This window comes from Candidatus Zymogenaceae bacterium (assembly GCA_016931225.1).
Lineage (GTDB): Bacteria > Desulfobacterota > Zymogenia > Zymogenales > Zymogenaceae > JAFGFE01.
The window spans coordinates 61,595-82,208 of sequence record JAFGFE010000005.1 but is presented as its reverse complement, the minus strand read 5'-3'; the positions used below and the strand labels follow the sequence as shown (position 1 = coordinate 82,208).

General features: G+C 56.5%; 20 protein-coding genes. 13 read left to right on the top strand and 7 right to left on the bottom strand.

The window, feature by feature from the left end; genetic code table 11:
• Positions 1-64: 64 nt before the first annotated feature.
• On the top strand, positions 65-868 hold the full coding sequence (gene amrB, locus JW885_01685; protein ID MBN1880859.1) for an AmmeMemoRadiSam system protein B: 804 nt from the start codon (positions 65-67) through the stop codon (positions 866-868).
• 62 nt (positions 869-930) lie between these two features.
• Here the strand turns inward: amrB and JW885_01680 are convergent, their stop codons facing one another.
• The gene (locus JW885_01680; GenBank protein MBN1880858.1) at positions 931-1,428 is read right to left on the bottom strand and encodes a DNA ligase; all 498 of its coding nucleotides are present in this window, start codon (positions 1,426-1,428) and stop codon (positions 931-933) included.
• 18 nt (positions 1,429-1,446) lie between these two features.
• Positions 1,447-2,265, bottom strand: a complete 819-nt coding sequence (locus tag JW885_01675; GenBank protein ID MBN1880857.1) for a hypothetical protein — start codon at positions 2,263-2,265, stop codon at positions 1,447-1,449.
• 228 nt (positions 2,266-2,493) lie between these two features.
• Between JW885_01675 and JW885_01670 the strand changes: the two genes are divergently transcribed.
• Together JW885_01670 and glgC are read left to right on the top strand one after the other, a co-directional pair.
• Positions 2,494-2,859 (top strand): response regulator, encoded by a 366-nt coding sequence (locus JW885_01670; GenBank protein MBN1880856.1) that lies wholly within the window; start codon positions 2,494-2,496, stop codon positions 2,857-2,859.
• Between the two features lie 11 nt (positions 2,860-2,870).
• Positions 2,871-4,076: a glucose-1-phosphate adenylyltransferase gene (gene glgC / locus JW885_01665; protein MBN1880855.1), complete on the top strand. Its 1,206-nt coding sequence runs from the start codon at positions 2,871-2,873 to the stop codon at positions 4,074-4,076.
• 51 nt (positions 4,077-4,127) lie between these two features.
• On the opposite strand, the gene JW885_01660 is transcribed toward glgC, so the two are convergent.
• Positions 4,128-4,916 (bottom strand): enoyl-CoA hydratase/isomerase family protein, encoded by a 789-nt coding sequence (locus JW885_01660; protein MBN1880854.1) that lies wholly within the window; start codon positions 4,914-4,916, stop codon positions 4,128-4,130.
• 403 nt (positions 4,917-5,319) lie between these two features.
• Between JW885_01660 and JW885_01655 the strand changes: the two genes are divergently transcribed.
• Together JW885_01655 and JW885_01650 are read left to right on the top strand one after the other, a co-directional pair.
• On the top strand, positions 5,320-6,873 hold the full coding sequence (locus JW885_01655; GenBank protein ID MBN1880853.1) for a long-chain-fatty-acid--CoA ligase: 1,554 nt from the start codon (positions 5,320-5,322) through the stop codon (positions 6,871-6,873).
• A gap of 55 nt (positions 6,874-6,928) precedes the next feature.
• Complete coding sequence (locus JW885_01650; GenBank protein ID MBN1880852.1) at positions 6,929-8,077, top strand: acyl-CoA dehydrogenase family protein; 1,149 nt, start codon at positions 6,929-6,931, stop codon at positions 8,075-8,077.
• A 71-nt stretch (positions 8,078-8,148) separates the two neighbouring features.
• On the opposite strand, the gene ilvE is transcribed toward JW885_01650, so the two are convergent.
• The 4 genes from ilvE to JW885_01630 form a co-directional block, all read right to left on the bottom strand.
• Positions 8,149-9,051: a branched-chain-amino-acid transaminase gene (gene ilvE, locus JW885_01645; protein MBN1880851.1), complete on the bottom strand. Its 903-nt coding sequence runs from the start codon at positions 9,049-9,051 to the stop codon at positions 8,149-8,151.
• Between the two features lie 165 nt (positions 9,052-9,216).
• Positions 9,217-9,762: a CvpA family protein gene (locus tag JW885_01640; protein MBN1880850.1), complete on the bottom strand. Its 546-nt coding sequence runs from the start codon at positions 9,760-9,762 to the stop codon at positions 9,217-9,219.
• A gap of 46 nt (positions 9,763-9,808) precedes the next feature.
• Positions 9,809-10,873, bottom strand: coding sequence for a DUF362 domain-containing protein (locus JW885_01635; GenBank protein MBN1880849.1), 1,065 nt, complete (start codon positions 10,871-10,873; stop codon positions 9,809-9,811).
• 192 nt (positions 10,874-11,065) lie between these two features.
• Positions 11,066-12,130 (bottom strand): Gfo/Idh/MocA family oxidoreductase, encoded by a 1,065-nt coding sequence (locus JW885_01630; protein MBN1880848.1) that lies wholly within the window; start codon positions 12,128-12,130, stop codon positions 11,066-11,068.
• Between the two features lie 416 nt (positions 12,131-12,546).
• Here JW885_01630 and JW885_01625 point away from each other — a divergent pair, with 416 nt between their 5' ends.
• From JW885_01625 to JW885_01590, 8 genes are all read left to right on the top strand, one after another.
• Positions 12,547-13,587, top strand: a complete 1,041-nt coding sequence (locus tag JW885_01625) for a hypothetical protein (protein ID MBN1880847.1) — start codon at positions 12,547-12,549, stop codon at positions 13,585-13,587.
• A complete protein-coding gene (locus tag JW885_01620; protein MBN1880846.1) occupies positions 13,572-14,618 on the top strand; it encodes a succinylglutamate desuccinylase/aspartoacylase family protein in 1,047 nt (348 codons plus the stop codon). Before JW885_01625 ends, JW885_01620 begins: the two co-directional genes overlap by 16 nt.
• 10 nt (positions 14,619-14,628) lie before the next feature.
• Positions 14,629-15,963: an FAD-dependent oxidoreductase gene (locus JW885_01615; GenBank protein MBN1880845.1), complete on the top strand. Its 1,335-nt coding sequence runs from the start codon at positions 14,629-14,631 to the stop codon at positions 15,961-15,963.
• Between the two features lie 138 nt (positions 15,964-16,101).
• The gene (locus tag JW885_01610; protein ID MBN1880844.1) at positions 16,102-16,704 is read left to right on the top strand and encodes a LysM peptidoglycan-binding domain-containing M23 family metallopeptidase; all 603 of its coding nucleotides are present in this window, start codon (positions 16,102-16,104) and stop codon (positions 16,702-16,704) included.
• Positions 16,705-16,836: 132 nt separating this feature from the next.
• On the top strand, positions 16,837-18,078 hold the full coding sequence (locus JW885_01605) for a hypothetical protein (protein ID MBN1880843.1): 1,242 nt from the start codon (positions 16,837-16,839) through the stop codon (positions 18,076-18,078).
• A gap of 304 nt (positions 18,079-18,382) precedes the next feature.
• Complete coding sequence (locus JW885_01600) at positions 18,383-18,799, top strand: transcriptional repressor (protein ID MBN1880842.1); 417 nt, start codon at positions 18,383-18,385, stop codon at positions 18,797-18,799.
• Positions 18,800-18,804: 5 nt separating this feature from the next.
• Positions 18,805-19,818, top strand: a complete 1,014-nt coding sequence (locus JW885_01595; protein ID MBN1880841.1) for a zinc ABC transporter substrate-binding protein — start codon at positions 18,805-18,807, stop codon at positions 19,816-19,818.
• Positions 19,819-20,586 carry a metal ABC transporter ATP-binding protein gene (locus tag JW885_01590; protein MBN1880840.1) on the top strand — a complete coding sequence of 256 codons (768 nt, stop codon included), beginning with the start codon at positions 19,819-19,821 and terminating at the stop codon, positions 20,584-20,586.
• Positions 20,587-20,614: the final 28 nt, after the last annotated feature.

The window sequence follows — 20,614 nt, the reverse complement described above, 5'->3', positions numbered from 1 at the left end:
TTTGTCTTGCACAGTAGTGGGTGATTGACTATCATAGAGACGATATGATCACGGGAGGGGTAACATGGTGAGAAAACCCGCGGTGGCGGGACGGTTCTACCCCGGAAACCGCTCGAGACTTGAGGCCGAAGTTCGCTCCTATTTTGATGAAGGAACGCCCCGGGTGAAGTCGATCGGTGTGGTATCCCCCCACGCCGGGTATGTCTATTCCGGGAAGGTGGCGGGTCGGGTGTTCAGCAGGGTGGAGGTTCCTCGACGGGTGGTGGTGATGGGCCCGAATCATCGGGGTGTCGGGGGAAGGATTGCGCTGATGTCCGAGGGGGCATGGGAAACGCCCCTGGGCGATGTATCCCTTGACGGTGAGCTGGCGGCGAAACTGACGACGGTGTTGGATATCGCCACGGAAGATTCCCGGGCCCACACCCTGGAACATTCTCTGGAGGTCCAGTTGCCGTTTCTTCAGGCGGTTCGTACCGATATCCTGCTATTGCCCATCGCCCTGGGCGGATTGAACCTGGAGTTGTGCCTGGCCCTGGGAGACGCCCTGGCCGAGGTGATCGACGATGTGGGGGAGGATGTCCTGATGGTGGCGAGTTCCGACATGACACACTACGAGCCGGATAAGGACGCCCGGGCGAAGGACCGGGAGGTGATCGATCAGATGCTGGCCCTGGATCCCGAGGGTGTCTTTCGAACCGTGAAGGAAAAAGGGATTACCATGTGCGGGGTCATACCGGTTACGGCAATGCTGAGGGCCGCCCAAACGTTGGGGGCGGCACACGCAGAACTCGTCGACTACATGACGTCGGGCGACACCTCCGGGGATTACTCCAGCGTGGTGGGCTATGCGGGTCTGATCGTACGGTAGAACACCGGCGGCGGTGAGGGCCTCTTGAGGATCGCCGGGAAGGGGGGTGGTGGGCGTGTGGGTCACTCCCTTACCGCGCACGGCGGCGGTGTGGGAGTTTCTTGTGCGATTTCTTCGAGGGTTTTACCGGATTTGATCGAATCCGGGGCGGCGGCGAGGATATCTTCCTCCGTCTCAAGACCGTCCTTCATTTTTATCAACAGCCAGTTTTCCTCTCCCCTTCCCTTCATCCTGATGAGGGCGAATTTGCCCGAGAGCTTCCCGCCCGAGAGCGACACCTCTATCTTGCCCCGTTCGTACCCCCCCGGAGCCAGGTCTTCGTACCGACCGGTGTCCCACACCATAACCGGCCCCGCGCCGTAACTGTCCGGGGGAATGACTCCCTCGTAATCCGCGTAGACCAGGTCGTGATCGTCGACCGCCACGGCGAGGCGCTTGTCCGCCGGGTTCATCGAGGGTCCCTTGGGGACGGCCCAGGATTTGAGAACGCCGTCCATTTCCAGACGAAAATCATAGTGAAGTCTGGTCCCCCGATGTTTCTGTACCACAAAGAGAGGCATATCGGTATAACCTGTATCCTATTTTTGTTCGAAACGCTTGAGAACCAGCTTCAACGCCTCCCGCTTGATGCTGTCCTTGACGTGCTGGCTTTTCGCCAGGGCGGAGATGTCTTTCGGCGGCAAAAAGGGAAGCTGGCGCAGCGCCAGGGGGGTGGGGGTGCGGGGATTCTTGACGATTGCCAGGCGTACCTCCTGGTTCTGCATCCATTTCCTGTTCTTCGTGATTTTATCCAATACATCCGCCGGTGTTGAGACGTCCCTGGCGATGCGGGCTATTTCGCTGTCCCCGATGCGCGGGTTTCTGATGATCATGCGCATAACCGAGGAGTTTCCGTCCCGTATCAGTATGGCGCGCTCGTTCTTTTTGGCCTTGGGAGCCAGAATCATCTTATCCTTTACCGACATGGCCCTGATTTTTGAGGCCAGTATCTCCGGCTCATGATCATCGTCATCTTCCTCGAGATCGCTGTCGCCTTGTTGATCATCGTCCCGAGTCGTCTCGGTTTCAGGTGGCTCGGGTGTGTTCTCGGCGGCAAGCGGCGCGGATATCAGACGATCCATTTCCATTTTCGCGTCGTTAAAATCGGTGAAAGCGACGGAAAACCCCCGGGAGGCGCCGTTTTCAAAAGACTCTTCCGAGACCGCCCGGGACACCTTCCCCGTGATGATGAGGGGATCGGCCCTGTTCGGAATCGTCAGGACGACTTCAACAAGGCTTCCATCCGGGAGGGGACGGGAGGCCTTGACAAACAGACGCCCGGTTGAGAGGTGACGATCGTATTCGGATTTGAATTTGTCGAAGGTTTTATAGGTGATCTTTATCCGATGGGGTTTCATCGTTTTCGTTCTTGCCCGATCAGTGATGTGGGAGGTGTTCGTTGTGCGTGGTCGACGCTTCCCGTATAAACTCACGCTTGCTTAAATTGTATCATCATCACGGCTTCCCTGTCAAAGGCATCTCGTTTATGATGGAACGATTCATTCGTAATCAGTTGACAGCTTTATAGGGAGTTGCTACAATGCCCTTTAGAGCGCTGTTATGTTGGACGAACAGAAGGAGCCCATATGCCGAAGGTGCTTATCGTTGACGACGATAAAAACATCGGGATGCTCTATCGTGAGGAGCTGATCGAGGCGGGATATGATGTGGAGATCGTCCAGAACGGCAAGGAATGTATTGAGAGGCTGGAGTCATATACGCCCGACCTCATCATTATGGATATCCGTATGCCGGAAATGGACGGCATCGAAGCGTTGGGAAGGATAATCGCCCAGAGAAAGGATATCCCGGTCATTCTCAATTCCGCCTATTCATCATACAAGGACGACTTCAGAAGCTGGGGAGCCGATGCCTACCTGGTGAAATCCTCCGATCTGAGCGAGCTGAAGAAGACCATCGCCGAAATGATAGATAAAAAACAGGCCCAATAGGGGACGACCTTATGAATGTGTTGGCCGTTGTCCTTGCTGGAGGGAAGGGCGAGCGATTGTATCCCCTTACCCGGGATCGGGCCAAGCCTGGAGTCCCCTTCGGCGGTTGTTATCGAATAATAGATTTTACCCTCTCCAACTGCGCCAACTCCGGCGTACGCAACATCGTCATCCTCACCCAGTACAAGTCCTTTTCCCTGGACCGGCACATACAACTCGGGTGGAACTTCTTCTCCCACGAGTTGAATGAGTATGTGTATATCATTCCCGCCCAGCAGCGGGTCAGCGAAGAGTGGTACCTGGGGACCGCCGACGCGGTGTATCAGAACATCTATACCCTGGAGCAGGCCCGGCCCCGTCTCACCCTTATTCTCTCGGGCGATCATGTATACAGCATGGATTACCGGGGAATGATCGGTTTTCATCAGCTTGCCGGGGCGGATCTGACGGTGGCGGCCATACCGATGCCGAAGGAAACCTCCCGGATGTTCGGCGTTATGGTGGTGGATAAGAACTATCGCATCATAGGTTTTCAGGAAAAACCGAAAAACCCCGACAGCATACCGGGGAAGCCGGATATGATCCTCGCCTCTATGGGCATTTACGTCTTCAATACCGATGTGTTGGTTCGCGGCGTCACCGATGACGCCAAGGATAGAAACAGCAGTCATGACTTCGGCAAGGATATTATTCCGTCGATGATCGGCGAAAAAAAAGTGTTCGCCTATCCGTTTATTGACGAAAAGAACGGCGCCCCCGGATACTGGAGGGATGTGGGGACCGTTGAGGCGTACTGGGAGGCGCACATGGACCTCATCAGTCGCAATTCGGAGTTTTCCCTTATGAATCGCGATTGGCCCATTTATACCTACGAGCCTCCCACGCCGCCGGCCAAAATCGTCTCCACAGGTATGCAGGGTGAAGGGATGAAAAACTGCATTATCGCCGGCGGGAGCTTTATCGCCGGCTCCCGGGTGGCGAACTCCGTGGTGGGCCGAAACGTCACAATCAAGGAAGGGGCGATCGTGGAGGAATCCATCATTATGGATCGCGTGACCGTCGGCACCGATGCGAGGCTGAAGCGGGTCATCGTCGACAAGAACGTGATCATTCCCCCGGAGACGATCATAGATCCTGAAATTATAACGGGTGTCTCTCCGTATGACACCCGCCCGTCCGGCATCACCATCATCCCCAAGGGTATGCGGTTTGATTGACGGCCCGGTTTCCCGGGCACGAACAAAGTAAAAAACGAAAACGACGCGTGATTACGATCCGATGAACCGGGCCGGCCGCCGTTCGATCTTCGCGGCGACGCCCTCGCCGGCGTCTTTTGTTTGCATGAGGGTCGTTTGGGCCAACGCCTCAAGCATCATATAGGTACGGTTGTCTTCTTTCCCGTATCGATTGATGAGGGTCTTTGCTATTCCCACTGCAAGGGGGGCGTTTTTTGCGATCTCGTCCGCCAGGGCCAGGGAGCGCTCCATCTCGTCGGGCACCACGTAGGAGACAAGGCCCATTGTAAGGGCGGCCTCGGCGTCGACGACTCGTGCGGTATAGATGAGTTCCTTGGCCCGGGTAGGTCCCACCAGCTCCACAAGCCGGGTGACACCCCCCATGTCCGGCACGAAGCCCACGGACGTTTCCTGGATGCCGATGCTTGTTCCCTTCCTGGCGATGCGGAAGTCCCCTGTCAGGGCCAGCTCCAGTCCGAATCCATAGCAGAATTCATGGAGCGCGAAGATAACCGGTTTTTCAAAATCGGCGATGAGGTTGATGATCCGCTGACCCTCATCGATCTTTGCCCGGACGTACGGGCCGGTGCCGCCGGCCAGACCCAGGCCGGCAAGGAATGTGAAGTCTATCCCGGCGCAGAATCCTTTTCCCGCACCCCGGACGATGACGCACCGGGCGTCCGTGTCTCTGGCGATTTCTTCGAATGCCTCTTTCAGGGCGTATAACATCGGCTCATTGAGGGCGTTTCGTTTTTCGTCCCGATTGATGGTGACGATTCTCGTCGATCCTTCGCGGTCGGTGAGCACCAGACAGTCTGACATGATGATCCTCTCGAAAAGTAGGTTATTGAACGCACTGCTTATGGCCCTTTTCACCTATCATGTCGCGGCTTCTGTTGTCAACCGGTTTCCGATATTTTTCCCTTTATGTACATTTCGTAGGAAATTGGTTGACAGGTGATGCGGATTTTGTTAAAGCTTAAAGCGATACTTTCTACTTTGTCCTTTGACGCGTTACATCCCGCATTCCGGACACCTGTGTCTCCCACCCTTTGGGAATGCATGCTCTTCATACCTGGGCAAAGGAGCTGCTCGCATCCCTGATACTCACAGCATAGCATATATGGGTTGATCGAAATAGATTGGAAGCGGTTCCTGAAGGGCGTGTTTTCCTGAACGACAACATATCTATTTCTATGTGACGTATCATAACGGAGGCGTAATTATGCGTGTTGGAGACATGGTGACCCGGGCGGCGCGCTGGTACCCGGATAAGGAGGCGGTGGTCTTTGAGGAAACCCGGCTGACCTACAGGGAGTTCAACGAGCGGGTCAACAGGCTGGCCCACGCGTTATTGAAACTGGGAGTGAAGTCCCAGGATCGTGTGGTGTTAATCTGCCACAATTCCAACCACTATGCCGAGTCGGTGTTCGCCATCGCAAAAATCGGCGCCGTATCCACGAATCTGAACTGGCGACTCTCCGCGAAGGAACTTGCCTTTCTGGTGAACGACTCCGGGGCGAAGATATGCCTGTTTTCAAACCGATTTGCCCACCTGTTCGAACCCATGCGTGAACAGCTCAAGAAGAAGCTGACGTTCATCGCCATAGACGGCGCTGCGGGCGAGGACATGGAAGACTACGAAAAGCTGATCGTAGAGCAACCCACGGATGAGCCGGAGGTTTCGGTGAGCATGAAGGATGTGGTGCTGCAGCTCTACACCAGCGGGACGACGGGACGGCCCAAGGGGGTGATGCTGACCCACGAAAACATGTTCGCCAACGCCATATCCACGCTTATCGAGATGGAGATGACCCGGGATATCAATGTGCTGGGATTGCTGCCGATCTTTCACGTTGCCGTATTCGTGCTTATTAACCTGGTACTGATAGGTGGGAAGGTGACGTTCGTTCACAGCTTCGACCCGGCGGAGATCTTGGCTCTCATCGATCGGGAGAAGATAACGGCTGTGGGATTCACCCCGGTCATCTTCAAGTTTCTCCTGGATCATCCGGATATCGACAAGTATAGTCTTAAGAGTCTCACACAGGTTATTTATGCCACCGCGCCCATGCCGGTGGAGCTGCTCAAGCGGTCTTTAAAAAAGTTTCAGTGTGATTTTCTCCAGTTCTTCGGCATGACCGAGACCAGCCCCACGTTAACGATGCTGCTCCCCGAAGACCATATCCTCGACGGGCCGGAACACCTGGTCCGGCGTCTCGGCTCCGCGGGAAGGCCGGTCATCAATGTAGAGGTGCGGGTGGTGGACCCGGAGGGAAATGACTGCGAGCCGGGAGTCGTCGGGGAGATCATCGGGACCGGTAAAAACGTCATGAAGGGGTATCATAAGATGCCCGAGGAAACGAAGGCGGCCATCCGGGACGGCTGGTATTATACCGGAGACATGGGCTACTTCGATGAATACGGGTATCTCTACATCGCCGACAGGAAAAAAGACATGATCATCTCCGGGGGGGAGAACATCTATCCTCGGGAGGTGGAGGAGGCGATTCTTCTGATGGACGGAGTCCACGAGGTTGCGGTCATCGGCGTGCCGGACGACGCTTGGGGGGAAGCGGTCAAGGCGATCGTCGTGAAAATGCCGGATGCGAATCTGACCGAGGAGATGGTCATTGATCACTGCAAGGAAAATATCGCAAGCTATAAGAAGCCAAAGAGCGTCGAATTCGTAGACATGCTTCCCAGGAGCGCCCTGGGCAAGGTCCTCAAGCACGAGCTTCGGGCGGCGTACTGGGAGGGACGCGACCGTAAGGTCTGATGTATACGATTCGCCGTATCACACAACACTGAACCGCATGTACAGGGAGCATCACATGGAGTATGGTATCTTTTCCAGCGAACACAATCAATTTCGCGATCAGCTCAGGAAGTTTTTTGCCGACAAGGTGGCCCCCCACTACGAGGAATGGGACGCCAAACGGGAAATACCCCGTTCAATCTGGAAGGAAATGGGCAAAATGGGATTTCTCGGTTTCTGTTACGATCCGGCGTACGGCGGCGTGGGCGCGGACCATCTGTTTCGGGTGGTGATGGCCGAGGAGTTGGCGCGGTGCGGTGTATCCGGATTCGGTGTCGCCGTGGCGGGACACAACGACATGGGAACCGCGTATATCAACCTTCTGGGGACAGACGAGCAGAAAAAACGATGGCTCACTCCCTGTACCACGGGTGATGCGGTGTGCGCCATCGCCGTCACCGAGCCGGGGGCGGGGTCGGACGTGGCGGCCATTTCGACCAGGGCGGAAAAAAAGGGGGACAGCTATGTCATAAACGGCCAGAAGACATTTATCACCAACGGATATTACGGTGACATAATGGTGGTGGCGGTCAAGACCGACCCGAAGGCCGAGCCGCCCTTCAAAGGCATCTCCCTGATTATAGTGGAGAAGGGAACCCCCGGTTTTACCGCCAGCAAGCTTGAGAAGATCGGCGCCCACTGCTCGGACACCGCGGAGCTTTTCTTCGAGGATGTGACCGTCCCCAAGGAGAATCTGCTCGGCGAGGAGGGATCGGGATTTTACGCCATCATGCAGAACTTTCAGCTTGAGCGGTTGGTGATCGGAGCTCTCTCCGTCGAAACGGCGCAGCTCGTTTTGGAACAGACCATCGAGTACACCAAAGAGCGATCCGCATTCGGCAAGCCCCTGTCGAAGTTTCAGGCGGTGCGGCATAAGCTTGTTGACATGGCGACGGAAATCGAGTTGAACCGGGCGCTGGTATATCAGTGCGCACATGCCTATTCACGGGGCGAGGATGTCACCCGGGAGATATCGATGGCGAAGGCCGCATCCGGTGAAATGGTCAATCGGGTCGTGTATCAGGGAACGCAGCTTTTCGGCGGGTACGGATACATGAGCGAATATCAGGTGGCCCGGATGTATACGGATGTGCGTGCCGTCAGCATTGCGGGCGGGGCCACGGAGATCATGAAGGAGATCATCGCCCGGTTGATGGGAATATAACGGAACGAACAGAAAATAAACAGCAAACGGGCGGCCGTCGAAATCGACGGCCGCCCTCTTTTCATTTCAGCCTATATATGCGTGAGCCAGTCTGTATACTGAGGAATCTTCCCGGAGAACATATCCGTTAAGCGCTCCTTGAGGTCGCAGGTAACGGGGCCGGGACATGCCTTCCCGATCGCCTTGCCATCGATGGATTTGATGGGTAAAATCTTCGCCAGGCTGCCGCAGAAAAACGCCTCGTCCATGTCGGACAGATCCTCGGGCGATATGTCTGTTTCCGAAACATTGTATCCAGTGTCCCGTGCGATAGTCAACACCGCCCGTCGGGTGACTCCCGGCAGGATATTATCCAGGGTCGGCGTTACGAGTTTTCCACCCCTCACGAAAAAGACGTTCGATGTGGCGCCCTCGGCAATGTATCCCCTGGTATCGAGCATGATCACGTCGTCATACCCTGCCTTTTTCATCTCCATCTTCGCCAGGAAGAAGCTGACGTAGTTTCCCACCACCTTCGCGTGCACCGGGACGGTGTCGGGGTGGAGCTTTCGAAACGACGAGATTCCCACGGTCACAGGCTTTGAGAGCTCCTCCTGTTTGATATTGTACGCATCGTAATCGACGCAGAACACCGCCACATCCACCTGGGGGTTCTGGGGCACGGCGTTGAACTCGATGAGGGGGTAGTAGGCGAAAAACTTACACACGCCGCTCTTAACGTTGTTTTCTCTGGCGGTTGAGAGGATCGCCTCGGTCAGCTCGTCCTTCGTCAGGGGGAGCGTCATGAATGTCAGATCGGCGGTGTTGTACATGCGGTCGATATGTTCCGTCAGCCCGAAAAACGCCGGTCCCGAGGCGGTCGTCACGATGTCCACCACCTCGAAAATGGCCGATCCCCGGCCGAAGCTGTGTGAGAGTATCGGGACCGTCGCATTGTCCCATCCTGTGAATTCACCGTTTATCCACGCTTTCATGTCGGATGTTCCTTGTGAGAGATCAATCAAGTGGTATGTACATCGTCGGGTCACGCGTACAGGGGAAGAATCCTAACACATCACAGCCGCCGTTTCAAGGAGATATCACGGAGAAGGGGGGGGAGGTGTTGAAATCGGTCGCGGCCCGTGCGGGGGCGGGGTCCGTCAGGGGGAGGCGCCTTCCTGTTCCGGGATGGCGTCGCCGAATTCCCGGAGGCGGTCCCTGGTATCGTCGACGGAATCACGGTACTCGGAGGGGAGTATGTCGGTGACCAGGTCGACGGCCCGGGCTACGTATGGGACAAGCTGGGAGTTGGCCGCCGCCCGGGGCATGATCGATATTGCGACAACCACGACGACCGCGACGATGAGAAATCCCTTCAGCAGGCCGAAGGCGAAACCGGCGAGACGGTCATAGAACGTCAGCTCCACCGATTTGATGAGCTTCGAGACCAGGATGCCCGCAATCGATACGGCGACGGCGACGACGAGAAAAATTACGGCGAAGCTGAGGGTGTTTCTGATCTCTTCCGAAGCGATGACGTCTTCCAGGAGCTGGGCGCTCATGCGGTAAAAAACCAGAGCGGCGACGATCCCAAGGATCACCGCCAACAGCGAAAAGATATCCTTGACGAATCCCTTGACGGTGCTGTATATGGCGCTGGCGCCGAGTACGATGATGATGACGATGTCAATGCCGTTCAGCTCCATACCGAATGATTTCGCCTCCGATGTGGGTGTTCTTTGTCCGTTTCGGCTACTGGAGGAACCACGCCATTTGCGTAAACAGGTCGTCTTCTATATCGGCGTGGAGGATGATCTTGTCCTCCCGGGTCGCGCCCAGGCCCAACTCCTCCGCCCGGATAAACGTGGGCATTTCCCAGATCGGGGTATTCCGTATGCTCGATGCCGCCCGCCTGTGGGATTTCAGAAGCGCCACCCCGGCGGCGTCCGTGGCCACGATGTCCCTGCCCGCAATCATGATGCCGGTATAGGGATTCTTCTTGATGGACGGAAGCAGCTGGATCGGGCCGTTGGAGTCCGGGCCGCCGGTAATCATGGATTCCCTGCCGTCGAGGATGATCAACTTGGGATGAGGAATAACGGTGAAGAGCTCCGGTATCCTCCGCTGGATGTTCTCTTTGTTCACGGGTGAGATACTCTTCAGACGCAGGTTCTTTTTGTATGGTTTTTTATACAAGAGACACCTGCTTTCGGTGTCGAGAAAACCGGTATAGCTGTTCATTCCCAGGGCAAAACGTGATAGGACATGGGTTCTGACCGTACCCAGGACGATGATATGATCCACCTTCGGCGCCAGGTTCATATTCTTGAGGAAGGGATCGTCCTCGAACAGCATCTTGGGGGCGCGGATGAAGTGTCTTCCCGGATTGATCTCCCAGTTCTCCTTGAAATCGTCGGGCAGGTAGCGATCACGGTAGACGAAATCGTCGAAATCCAAGAGCTTGATGCGTGTCGTCACATGAAAGAGGGAGGCCTTCTTGACGACCGGCGTCAATCCAGTCTTGTCGAAAACCTTTTTGGTGTTTCTATATAGGTTTGATTTATCCGCGATGTACACGGATGACGGCTTCTTGGAAACGACGGCATCCAACAGGTACGAGACGACCATTGGATCAACGGTGGCGGGATAGGGTCGGGGTGAGTTCATGGCGATCTTGATGAGCACCGATTCCTTCGGTTGGATAAAATCCAGGCCTCCTGATATCTCGATAAGCTCGGACAGCTTTGTCTTCAACAGGGCCTCGTTATCCCGCTCCTGCTCGGGTATTTTTACCATTCCCACTTCGATTTCCCGCATGTCTCTTGTGTCCTCTCATTTAAAAAAGGTGCTCACTCATTCTGAGCACATGTACAGATATAACGCATTTTACTTTTACTGTCAAAACTTTTCCAAACACGGAAAGAGTATCAATAGCGATCTCCTCTCCATGAGATCAGTGATCGGGGAGACATTCACCGCTCCCGGACGGCAGAATCGGGGGCCGGTCTCTCAATCGACCACCGTATCCGGGGATACCTCCCGCTTTTCCCTGTTCGATATCTCGGCGGACATCGTGAATTGAAGGACCTTGAGGCCGTCCTCCCCCGAGAGAATCGGTTTCTTACCTTCTTGAATGCAGGTGAAGAAGTGACGGCCGCTGTCGATAAAAGAATCGATCCAGTTGTCCCTGAGGTTGTGAAAGCTCCTGGTTTCACCGTCCCGAAGCAGCACCACCGGCGGCTCCTCCAGGGGATTTGCCGTGGTGCGGTTGACGTATATGATTCCCTCGGTACCCACCAGCTCCATACGGTCGTCGGCGGCGTAGTAATCCGAGTGAATGTAGAGGTTCGGGGCGAACGTGAGGTCGTACTGTCCGTAGCGCGCCCGGGCGCCCTCCTTGTACTTCCACATCACAAACGCGGGGGCGTCCACCACCTCCATGGTCCTGTCGATCCAGGCGTAGACCTTCTCGACCTCGCCCCCGATATTGTAGGCCAGGGAAAATTTGTGGTACCCGTCGTCGAACACCTGGGTGCCCCCTCCGCCCTTGACCTCGTCTATGCGCCATTGCCAGGCCTCCCGGGGCACGTCCCAGCCGCCGCTCATTGAGCAGGTCATGCGCATCCTGACCGTGATGAGGTCGCCGATGGCCCCGTCAAGGAGGAGCTGTCGCGCCTTGACGTAGGGGGGATAGAAGACGAAGTTCTCGAATATCTTCAAGAGCACCCCCTCCTCTTTCGCCGCGTCCACCATTTTCTGCGCGTCCGAAGCCTTTGTGGCCATCGGCTTCTGACAGCTGATGTGCTTTTTCGCCTGAGCGGCGGCAACGGTCATCGGCATATGCAGATGATGCGGGGTGAGAAGCTCCACCATATCGATATCCGCATCCGCGAGGAGCTTCTCGTAATCGGTGTATACTTTTTTTGCCCCCCATGCCTCCTTCTTTTGTTTCGCTGTGTCCTTGTTGATGTCGCATACGGCGAATATTTCGGCACTGTCACTCCCCGTGTACGCCGCAGCATGCAGATCGCTGATCCTCCCGCATCCGACGATCGCCGCTCGTATTTTATCCATGAGACCGACTCCTTTTATGACGTGTCTCTTATGTTTCGCTGTGAGATTATAATGCAAAAACTGTATAAAAAAAAGGGATTTTTAACGTGCATCCGAGGAGCAAATTCGATTCATTGGTTTTTCAGTGTGTGAAGGAACAGGCCGAAAGTGTGATCGGGAAAGTGCAGGGGAAACTCATTGTGAACATGACAGGCGGGCGGGGAAGGTAAATTTGGGATCGCGGTATCTGGATGTCGCATGCAGGGTAAGCGCCTTGAGGGTCCTTTTTTATATCCCATGCCCGACGGTGACCGATCCCCGCCCGGATATGACCGCAACGACGCTCCGGTCTTTGTTCAGGACGTATTCTCACGCCGCATACACGACCCCCGCCGTGGCGCTTGCAATGTCATTATTTTTGTATTAGTATGCGTGCTATGAAAATTCAGGTGGATGTGGCAAGTTCCGCGACCCGTCGGGCGGGCGTTCAATCATTGCAGGAGACAGACCCGACACAGCGCTTTGCACCCGCCCCGGGTGATGTGGTTATCGCCCGGGTGGAGAGCCTGGGGTTTCACCAGGTCATCGAGCTTGCCAGCGGGGTGGAGCATCCGATCTCTCCCGGGGAGACCGCGGCTGTGGTTCTGGGCCGCCGGTACGCCACCAGCGAGTTCGACGGAGACATTCCCCGCGTCCTCGTCGAGGGTGACGAACTGCACCTCTTGAACGTGGGGGGGGTGGCGGGTCATGTCAAGAGGGTCACCAGCACTCTCACCAATCCGACCACTCTCAGGTACCTCGGGCGTGCGGTGGACGAGGCCGGTCGGGGACTCTCCACCTTCACCGGGGCGCTCACGCCCCGGGAAAACAGCCGCCTCGATGTGATGCTGGTCATCGGCTCCGCCATGGATTCAGGAAAGACGACCCTTGCCTCCCTGGCCATCGAGCTGCTTTTTGAGGCCGGATTCCGAGTGGGGGGGGCGAAGCTGACCGGTACATCCCGCATGAAGGATATCTACCGCATGCGGCGGGCGGGAGCGGTTGCGGTGTGTGATTTTCTGGATGCCGGGTATCCCTCCACCTACGGCGCGACCACCGACGATCTTGAGCGAATATTCACGGTCCTCATGACGTATCTGGAGGATCAGGGCGCCGATATGATGGTGTTGGAAGTGGCCGACGGCGTATTCCAGCCGGAGACGGAGGCGGTGTTGTCGTCTCCGGTGATTAGGAGTCGGATACAGATGATCATCGGTGCGGCGTCCGACAGCATGGCGGCCTACGGAATGTATACATACCTGAAGGATGCCCACGGCGTCGTCCCGGATTTTATCTCCGGTATCATTATTTCCCGGCCGTTATGCGTTCGGGAGCTCAAGCGGCGCATCGTGACGCCGCTTTTGGAAAATCGCCCTCAATCAAAACATCGTTTTATACGTATGGCGAAGGAACGGTTTCCCTCATGTTCGAACAGTTGAAATATATCCGGGGCGAAAAGGTGACGGGATCGATCACCATCGCCGAAAACGCCAACCGTCAGATGATCGCCCTTCACTATTTCGGTCTGTGGGGCGCGTACGACGGACCAACCCTCCTTTTAAACGCGGCGGTTCACGGCAACGAGGTGGTGGGCGTGGAGGTGCTGCGTACCATCGTCGATCAAATCGACCCGGGCACGCTCAAGGGAAATCTCCTCGCCGTGCCCATCGTCAATCCAATGGCGTTCAATTCCGGTCATCGGTGGGATCCATACGACAACCTTGATATGAACAGGGTCTTCCCCGGTGATCCTGACGGCACCATGACCGAGCGGATCGCCCACCGCTTTTTCTCCATTTTCGTCAAAAGCGCGGATTACATCCTCGATCTCCATTCGGCGGAATTCCCCGATGAGTTGATTCCTCATATCCGCATCAGGGTGGAGAATCCCTCCAAGAAGTATCTGAACCTTGTGGCGTCCACCGGTATCAACGCCGTGTGGGTGGGACCGTCGCTGAAGGGGATGCTCCAGACCGAGGCGTATCGGGAGAAGATCCCCACCAGCACCATCGAGATCGGGGCGGCGGGGATTATCACCGACAGAAACGTGGATATCGGCACAGGTGCCGTGATGAATGTCATGCATGTGTTGGGAATGATCGAGGGAGAGGCGATTGTGCCGGATCATCAGATCATCCTGGCCTCAAACGAGTCCTGGGTGCGAAGCCCCATCGGGGGCATCTTCAAACCGGCCATTCACCTCGGGCAGTTCGTCCGCGTGGGCGACAATATCGGGGATATCATCGATCCTACAAGTTTCGAAACCCACGACCTCATCGCGCCGTTCCCCGGCATCGTTACCGGCATGACCCACCAGCCCATCGTCCGCTCCGGTACGCGGCTCTGCATGCTGGTGGATTTCGACAGCAGCGATCCGACCAGGCACCTGAAACAGACTCCGAAGCTTCCCAATACGACATACAGCCCCAATACCTACCTGCAAAGGCTGATGCGTCAGATGGATAAATGACGGGGGATTCATGATGAAAGAGACCGTATCCTATCCGAAGAAGGACATCCCGGTGCGGGCCGGAGCTGATGTGGTGGTGGTCGGCGGCGGCCCCTCCGGCTTTGCGGCCGCGGTTTGCGCCGCCAGAAAGGGACTCTCCGTGGTGCTGATCGAGCGCTACGGCTTTTTGGGCGGCATGGCCACCGCCGGGGCGGTGGGAACCGTCTGCGGATTGTATCTGTACCATCCGGAAAGGATACAGCATATCATCGAGGGATTTGCAAAAGAGGTGACCGACGCCCTGGTTACTGCGGGCGGCGCCTTCGGCCCCTTTATCCGCGAGGGATTTACGGCGCTGCTCTATAACCCCTGGCACGTAAAGAGGCTTCTCGACAGGATGGTGAAGGGAGATGAGCGCATTACCCTCATGCTGCACAGCCGGGTGGCGGACGTGGTGATTGAGGGCGGCGCGATGACGGCTGTTATTGTGGCGAGCCCCGAGGGGCTGTTTGCAGTGAGGGGGAAGGTCTTTGTGGACGCTACAGGCGACGCGGTGGTTGCCCTGGCGTGCGGCGCGGAAACCGTTAAAGGGGACGAAAACGGAAAAGTCATGACCCCCACGATGATGTTCTTCTGCCAGGGGATGGATATCGTCGCCTATCAGCAGGAGGGGATGGCCGTATTGAACGAGCGTATTCAAAAGGCCCTGGATGAGGGGACCTATCCCCTCACCGTCGGGCAGGGGCTGGTGATCCCGACCTTTCGCCCCGGTGAGGCGATGGTGAAGATGAGCTCCCTCACGTGCGAGGGGAGGGCTCTGGATGGGAGCGTTGTCGCCGATATCACCCTGGCTGAGCTTTCGGGCCGTGAGGGGGCTGAAGCCGCCATGGAGTTTCTCAAAAACGAGGTCCCGGGTTTCGCCGGCGCCTTTCTTTCCGATACCGCAGTGCAGGTCGGGATACGGGAGACCCGGCGCATCGTCGGCGAATACGTATTGTCCCGTGACGATGTGCTTTCCGGCAGGCAGTTCGACGACGCCGTGTGTCTGTCGTCCTGGCCCCTGGAGCTGTGGGATGAGGGGGCGTTGGAGCCTCGGCTTGTCTTCCTCGACGAAGGGTCCTATTACGGCATCCCCTATCGGTGCATGCTGCCCAAGGGCGTCTCCAACCTGCTGGTGACCGGGCGGGCCATTTCCACCGATCACGACGCCCTGGCCTCGTCCCGGGTGATGGGCCCCTGCATGGCGGAGGGCCAGGCCGCCGCCGCGGCCGCGGGGTGTGCCATACGGAAAAAGAGTTCTCTTATCGATGTAGATACCCAAGAGCTGCGATCGGAGCTGATCGCCGATGGAGCCAGGCTTGAGTAGGTCTGTTGTGTTCGTTTTCACACCCTGGGAGCACACCGCCGCATGTTCTTTTCAGATACGCCTCTCTTCCGAATCGCGCGACTGATACTAACGATATTCGTCGTTTTCCTCTTTTGGGGGGCCGGGGGATGCGTTACGATGTCGTCATTCATGATGCCGTCCACGAAGGGGATCTATCACACCGTTCTGCCGGGGGAGGATCTCTGGCGTATTACGACGACCTACGAAGTGGATCCCGGAATCGTCGCCGAGGTCAATCGACTCTATAATCCCGACGACCTGGAGAGTGGAGACGTCCTGTTCATCCCCGGCGCAAAAAAGATCCTCGAGATACCCCCGTTGTCACCCGAGGAACTGGCCGAGAAGTTGAAATCGGGTCTGTTTGCCTGGCCGGTGGAGGGGATGATCTATTCCGTGTATGGTCCGCGCTGGGGGCGAATGCATACCGGCATCGATATCTCGGCCTCCAGCGGGACACCGGTCGCCGCGGCAAGGAATGGGGATGTGGTGTTTGTGGGCAGGCGCGGCGGATACGGTATCATGATTGAAATCAAACACGACGATCACTATTCAACGGTGTATGCGCACCTCAGAGACACCTACGTGGTTGAGGGGAATCGGGTTCGCGAGGGGGAGGTGATCGGTGAGGTGGGTTGTACCGGCCGCTGCACCGGCCCCCACTGCCATTTTGAAATATTGTACGACGGCGAGCACCGGGACCCGCTGTTTTTCCTGCCGTGACGGTCGATATCGAAAGGACTGACCGGAAACGGGGGGAGGGGGGCAGTTTGTTTGGTGAATGACGTCGTGTGTGTTTGACAGATAAAGAAAAAGACCATACAATAAATAAATACGGTAACTGATGAATTGTATATGGCAGATATAACGTCTCGAACAGTAGCAGTATTTATCACTTCCATGGGCGACTCCCCTGAATCGGTGCGGGAGTTTATCAAGAACTTCTCCGCCCGGTACAACATTCCCGCCCAGAAGATGCTCGCCCTGAGCAAAAAACTTCCCGCCAGGCTCGGCGTATACAGCGAGGAAAAGGCGAAGCGCCTGGGCCTCGAGATAAAAAAGCTTGGGGGGGATGTGCGCCTCAAGCGCGTCGCCCCGAAGGCGGACCCCCAATCCCAAACTCAAAAAGAACCTCCCCGGCCCGTGGAGCTGCCGGCGGACGATGGGGAGGCGGCGCCCTCGTGGCTGTCCCACGGCGCGTCGGAGTCCCAGGATGAGCTTTCCAATATGACCGACGGGCAGAACGAGGCCGCCCCGCCAGCGGAAGGCGTCGATTATTCCGGGGTCTATGACGATTCCAACGCACCGCTGTTTGAAAAAAAGGACCCCCGCAGCATCGGCAAATATGAGACGAAGACCGCCTATTCCGGCTCCGACACCAATGGTTTGAGCGATGAAAAGTTTGAAAAGGTCAAGCAGCTCTATGCGGGACGAAAGGCGAAACACGGAATTTTTGAAAGCCCCGTCGTCAAGGTCATCATTGTGCTCATGATCGCCGCGGCGGTGTACTTTGGCTATACCCAGCGGGAGATGATCATCAGCTTCCTGTTCGGGGATGAATGGCTGCTGGAGGAAACGTACGTACACAAGATAAATCCCGACCTCATCCTCGTGCGGGACTACTCCGGGTTGTACAGCGGTGACACAAAGTCTACGACGCCTTCGGGGGAAAAGGCCTTCGTCGATATAAACCTGATGGTAGAGGGATCCTACATATACAGCATCACCGCCGAGATTCGCTACACCGACCCCCAGGCGGGGCCCTGCCGAATAGATATGGAGTACGCCCCGCGGTTTTTTTATTACCGGCGAACGTCCGAAAAGGCAAGCAGAGAAGTGCTCTACAACGTGGAGACCACGTTTGCCTTTGAGGGTGACGCCGTGGCGACGATAGATGATGACGGCCGCTTTTTGATACTCCTGACGCCCGAAGACGTGGGGATCGACATCGCATCCGTGCCCGCCACGGAAAAGGACGAATTGGGAAACGTCGTCCTGCTGCGTGTGGAGGGGGTCTACGGCGATGAGTTGACCTTTTACGGCGGCGTGACCAACACGAAAACCGAGATCATGGAGTGGGAAGCCGTGATGGAGTGATCCCGAGTACCCGTATACATACCCCCTTTGACGTTTCGTATTTTCATCCTGACGTCATCTTCCACAATAAAAGCTTCTGATTTTTCGTTCGAATTTTTTTATTGCATTGATAGTGCAAATGCAATATAATGTCATTTGCATTCAGGGTGCGGGTCGGCTCCGAGAGGTCGTTTCGCACAAAAAACGATGACGGAGGCGGTATGACCGTCAAACGGGAGGGGGAAGAGGGGAGGATGAGGATAAAGGGGGGGAGGGTGCGAAAGGAATAAAGAAGGGCGAAAGAACTAAGGAAGGGGGAAAGGGGATGAATCCCGCGCTGATTCTGAAAAAGAGGGGATTGAAGCGGACCCTGGGAAGGGTGAAGGTGCTTGAAATTCTTATCGAATCCAAGCATCCCCGCACCGGGGGGGAGATCATCCGGCTTCTGGGGACCGACAGCATGGATCCGGCATCTGTCTATCGAATCCTCAATGCCTTCGTCTCGCACGATGTGGCCCATCGCTTGGTGGGAATGGACGATGTGGCGCGGTACGCTGTCAATCGGGGGGAGGAAGAGCACCCGCATTTTTACTGCCGGGTGTGCGGCGTCATCACCTGCATGAAGGATATCCGTCTTCCCCGGGTGGATGTGCCGGACGACGGATTTCTTGTGGAAGAAGAGCACCTGACGCTTCGGGGAGTCTGCCCCGGCTGTTCCGGGTGCGTTGAACAGGAGGAATAATGATCATGAGAAAGGTGCCGAGAGCGATATATGTACTGTGCGTTATCTGTGCGTTCATGATACCCCTCACGCTGGCGTCGTGCGGCGATACGGCGACACCGGAGGCCGACGGACCCGAGACGATCAGCGTGGTTGCAAGTTCCTTCCCTCTGTATGATTTCGCCCGAATTGTCGGCGGAGAGCAGGCGGATGTGGTGCTGCTGCCGCCGCCGGGGCTTTCGCCTCATTCATTCGAGCCGACGCCGAAACACATCGAGACCATCGAGTCCGCGGATATGTTTATCTACAGCGGCGCGGGACTGGAACCCTGGGTGGAGGACGTGTTGGCGGGGATTGAGAATCAAAAGCTTCTGGTGGTGAACGCCGCCGATGGGGCGGTATTGATGGAAATCGCCGATATGGAAGCTCACACACACGATGAACAGAACGGCGACGGCGATCATGACACCCATACGCCTGATGCGGACGAGGGGGAACACCATCACGGGTTATACGACCCCCACTACTGGCTGGACTTCGAAAACGCGAAAGTACAGGTTGACAACATTTTGGGGGGATACCTGCAGATCGACTCGGAGCATGCGGGCAGCTACCTGGAGCGGACCGACGGGTACACATCCACCCTCGAGCTCCTCGATCAGATGTATCGGGACACCCTGACGGTGTGTCCCGGGAAAGATCTCGTATCGGCTGGCCATTTCGCCTTCGGATACCTGGCTCACCGGTACGGATTGAACCATCGAGCGATCTACGGGGCGGCTCACAATGTAGAGCCGTCACCCAGGGAATTGACGGAAATGGTGGATTACATTGGACAACATGATATAAAATACATCGTCGCCGATGCGATGCTCGACGCGAAGGTGGCGCGAACCATCAGGGATGAAGCCGGTGTCGAGATCGTTACGCTGAATCCGGCGGGAAATGTCTCCAAAGATCAGTTGGAGAACGGCGTGACCTTTATCGATATCATGCAGGAAAACCTCAAGGGTCTCAAACTCATCTTGGGATGTGAATAAATGGAAACACGTGTGTCCAATGCGGTGCTGGAAATGCGCCGGGTCAGTTTCGGGTACAACGCCCATCCGGTAGTGGAGGAGATCACCTTCACACTTGAACAGGGGGATTACCTCTGGGTTATCGGCCCCAACGGATCGGGGAAGACCACCCTCATGAAGTTGGCCCTGGGCATCATTAAACCCCGGGAGGGGGAGGTTTTTCTCCTTGGGCGTCGTCTCGAGCACTTCCGGCGGTGGGAGAGGGTGGCCTATGTGCCCCAAACCGTCTCCCGGTTCGATCCGTTTTTCCCCGCGTCCGCCATGGAGGTGGTGGCGATGGGGCTCCTTTCGGAGAAGAAATTTCCCCGTCGGTTGGATGGTCGGGATAGAAGGCGCGTTGAGGAGGCGTTCGAACGGGTCGGTATCGTCGACATTATGAAGCAGCGCATCGGGGAGCTTTCCGGAGGTCAGGTTCAGCGGGTGTATCTGGCACGGGCGCTGGTGAGTACGCCGGATATCCTGTTTCTCGATGAGCCGACCTCCGCCGTGGAGCCGGGGGTGCGGGAGGGATTTTTTCGGGTGATAGATGAATTGAACCGAACGGGGACCGCGGTATTCCTCATTAATCATGACATCGCGGGGATGGGTATCAAGAACAACAAGATACTCTTTATCAACAGGACGCAGTTGTTTTTCGGCGACGGCGGGCAGTTCTGCATGTCTCCCAGCATGGGGGAATACTTCGGGAGCTCTCAGCATATTATCTGCCACCAACACATAGACAACTGAGCGCGCGGCGGCTTATCGAGGTATCTGA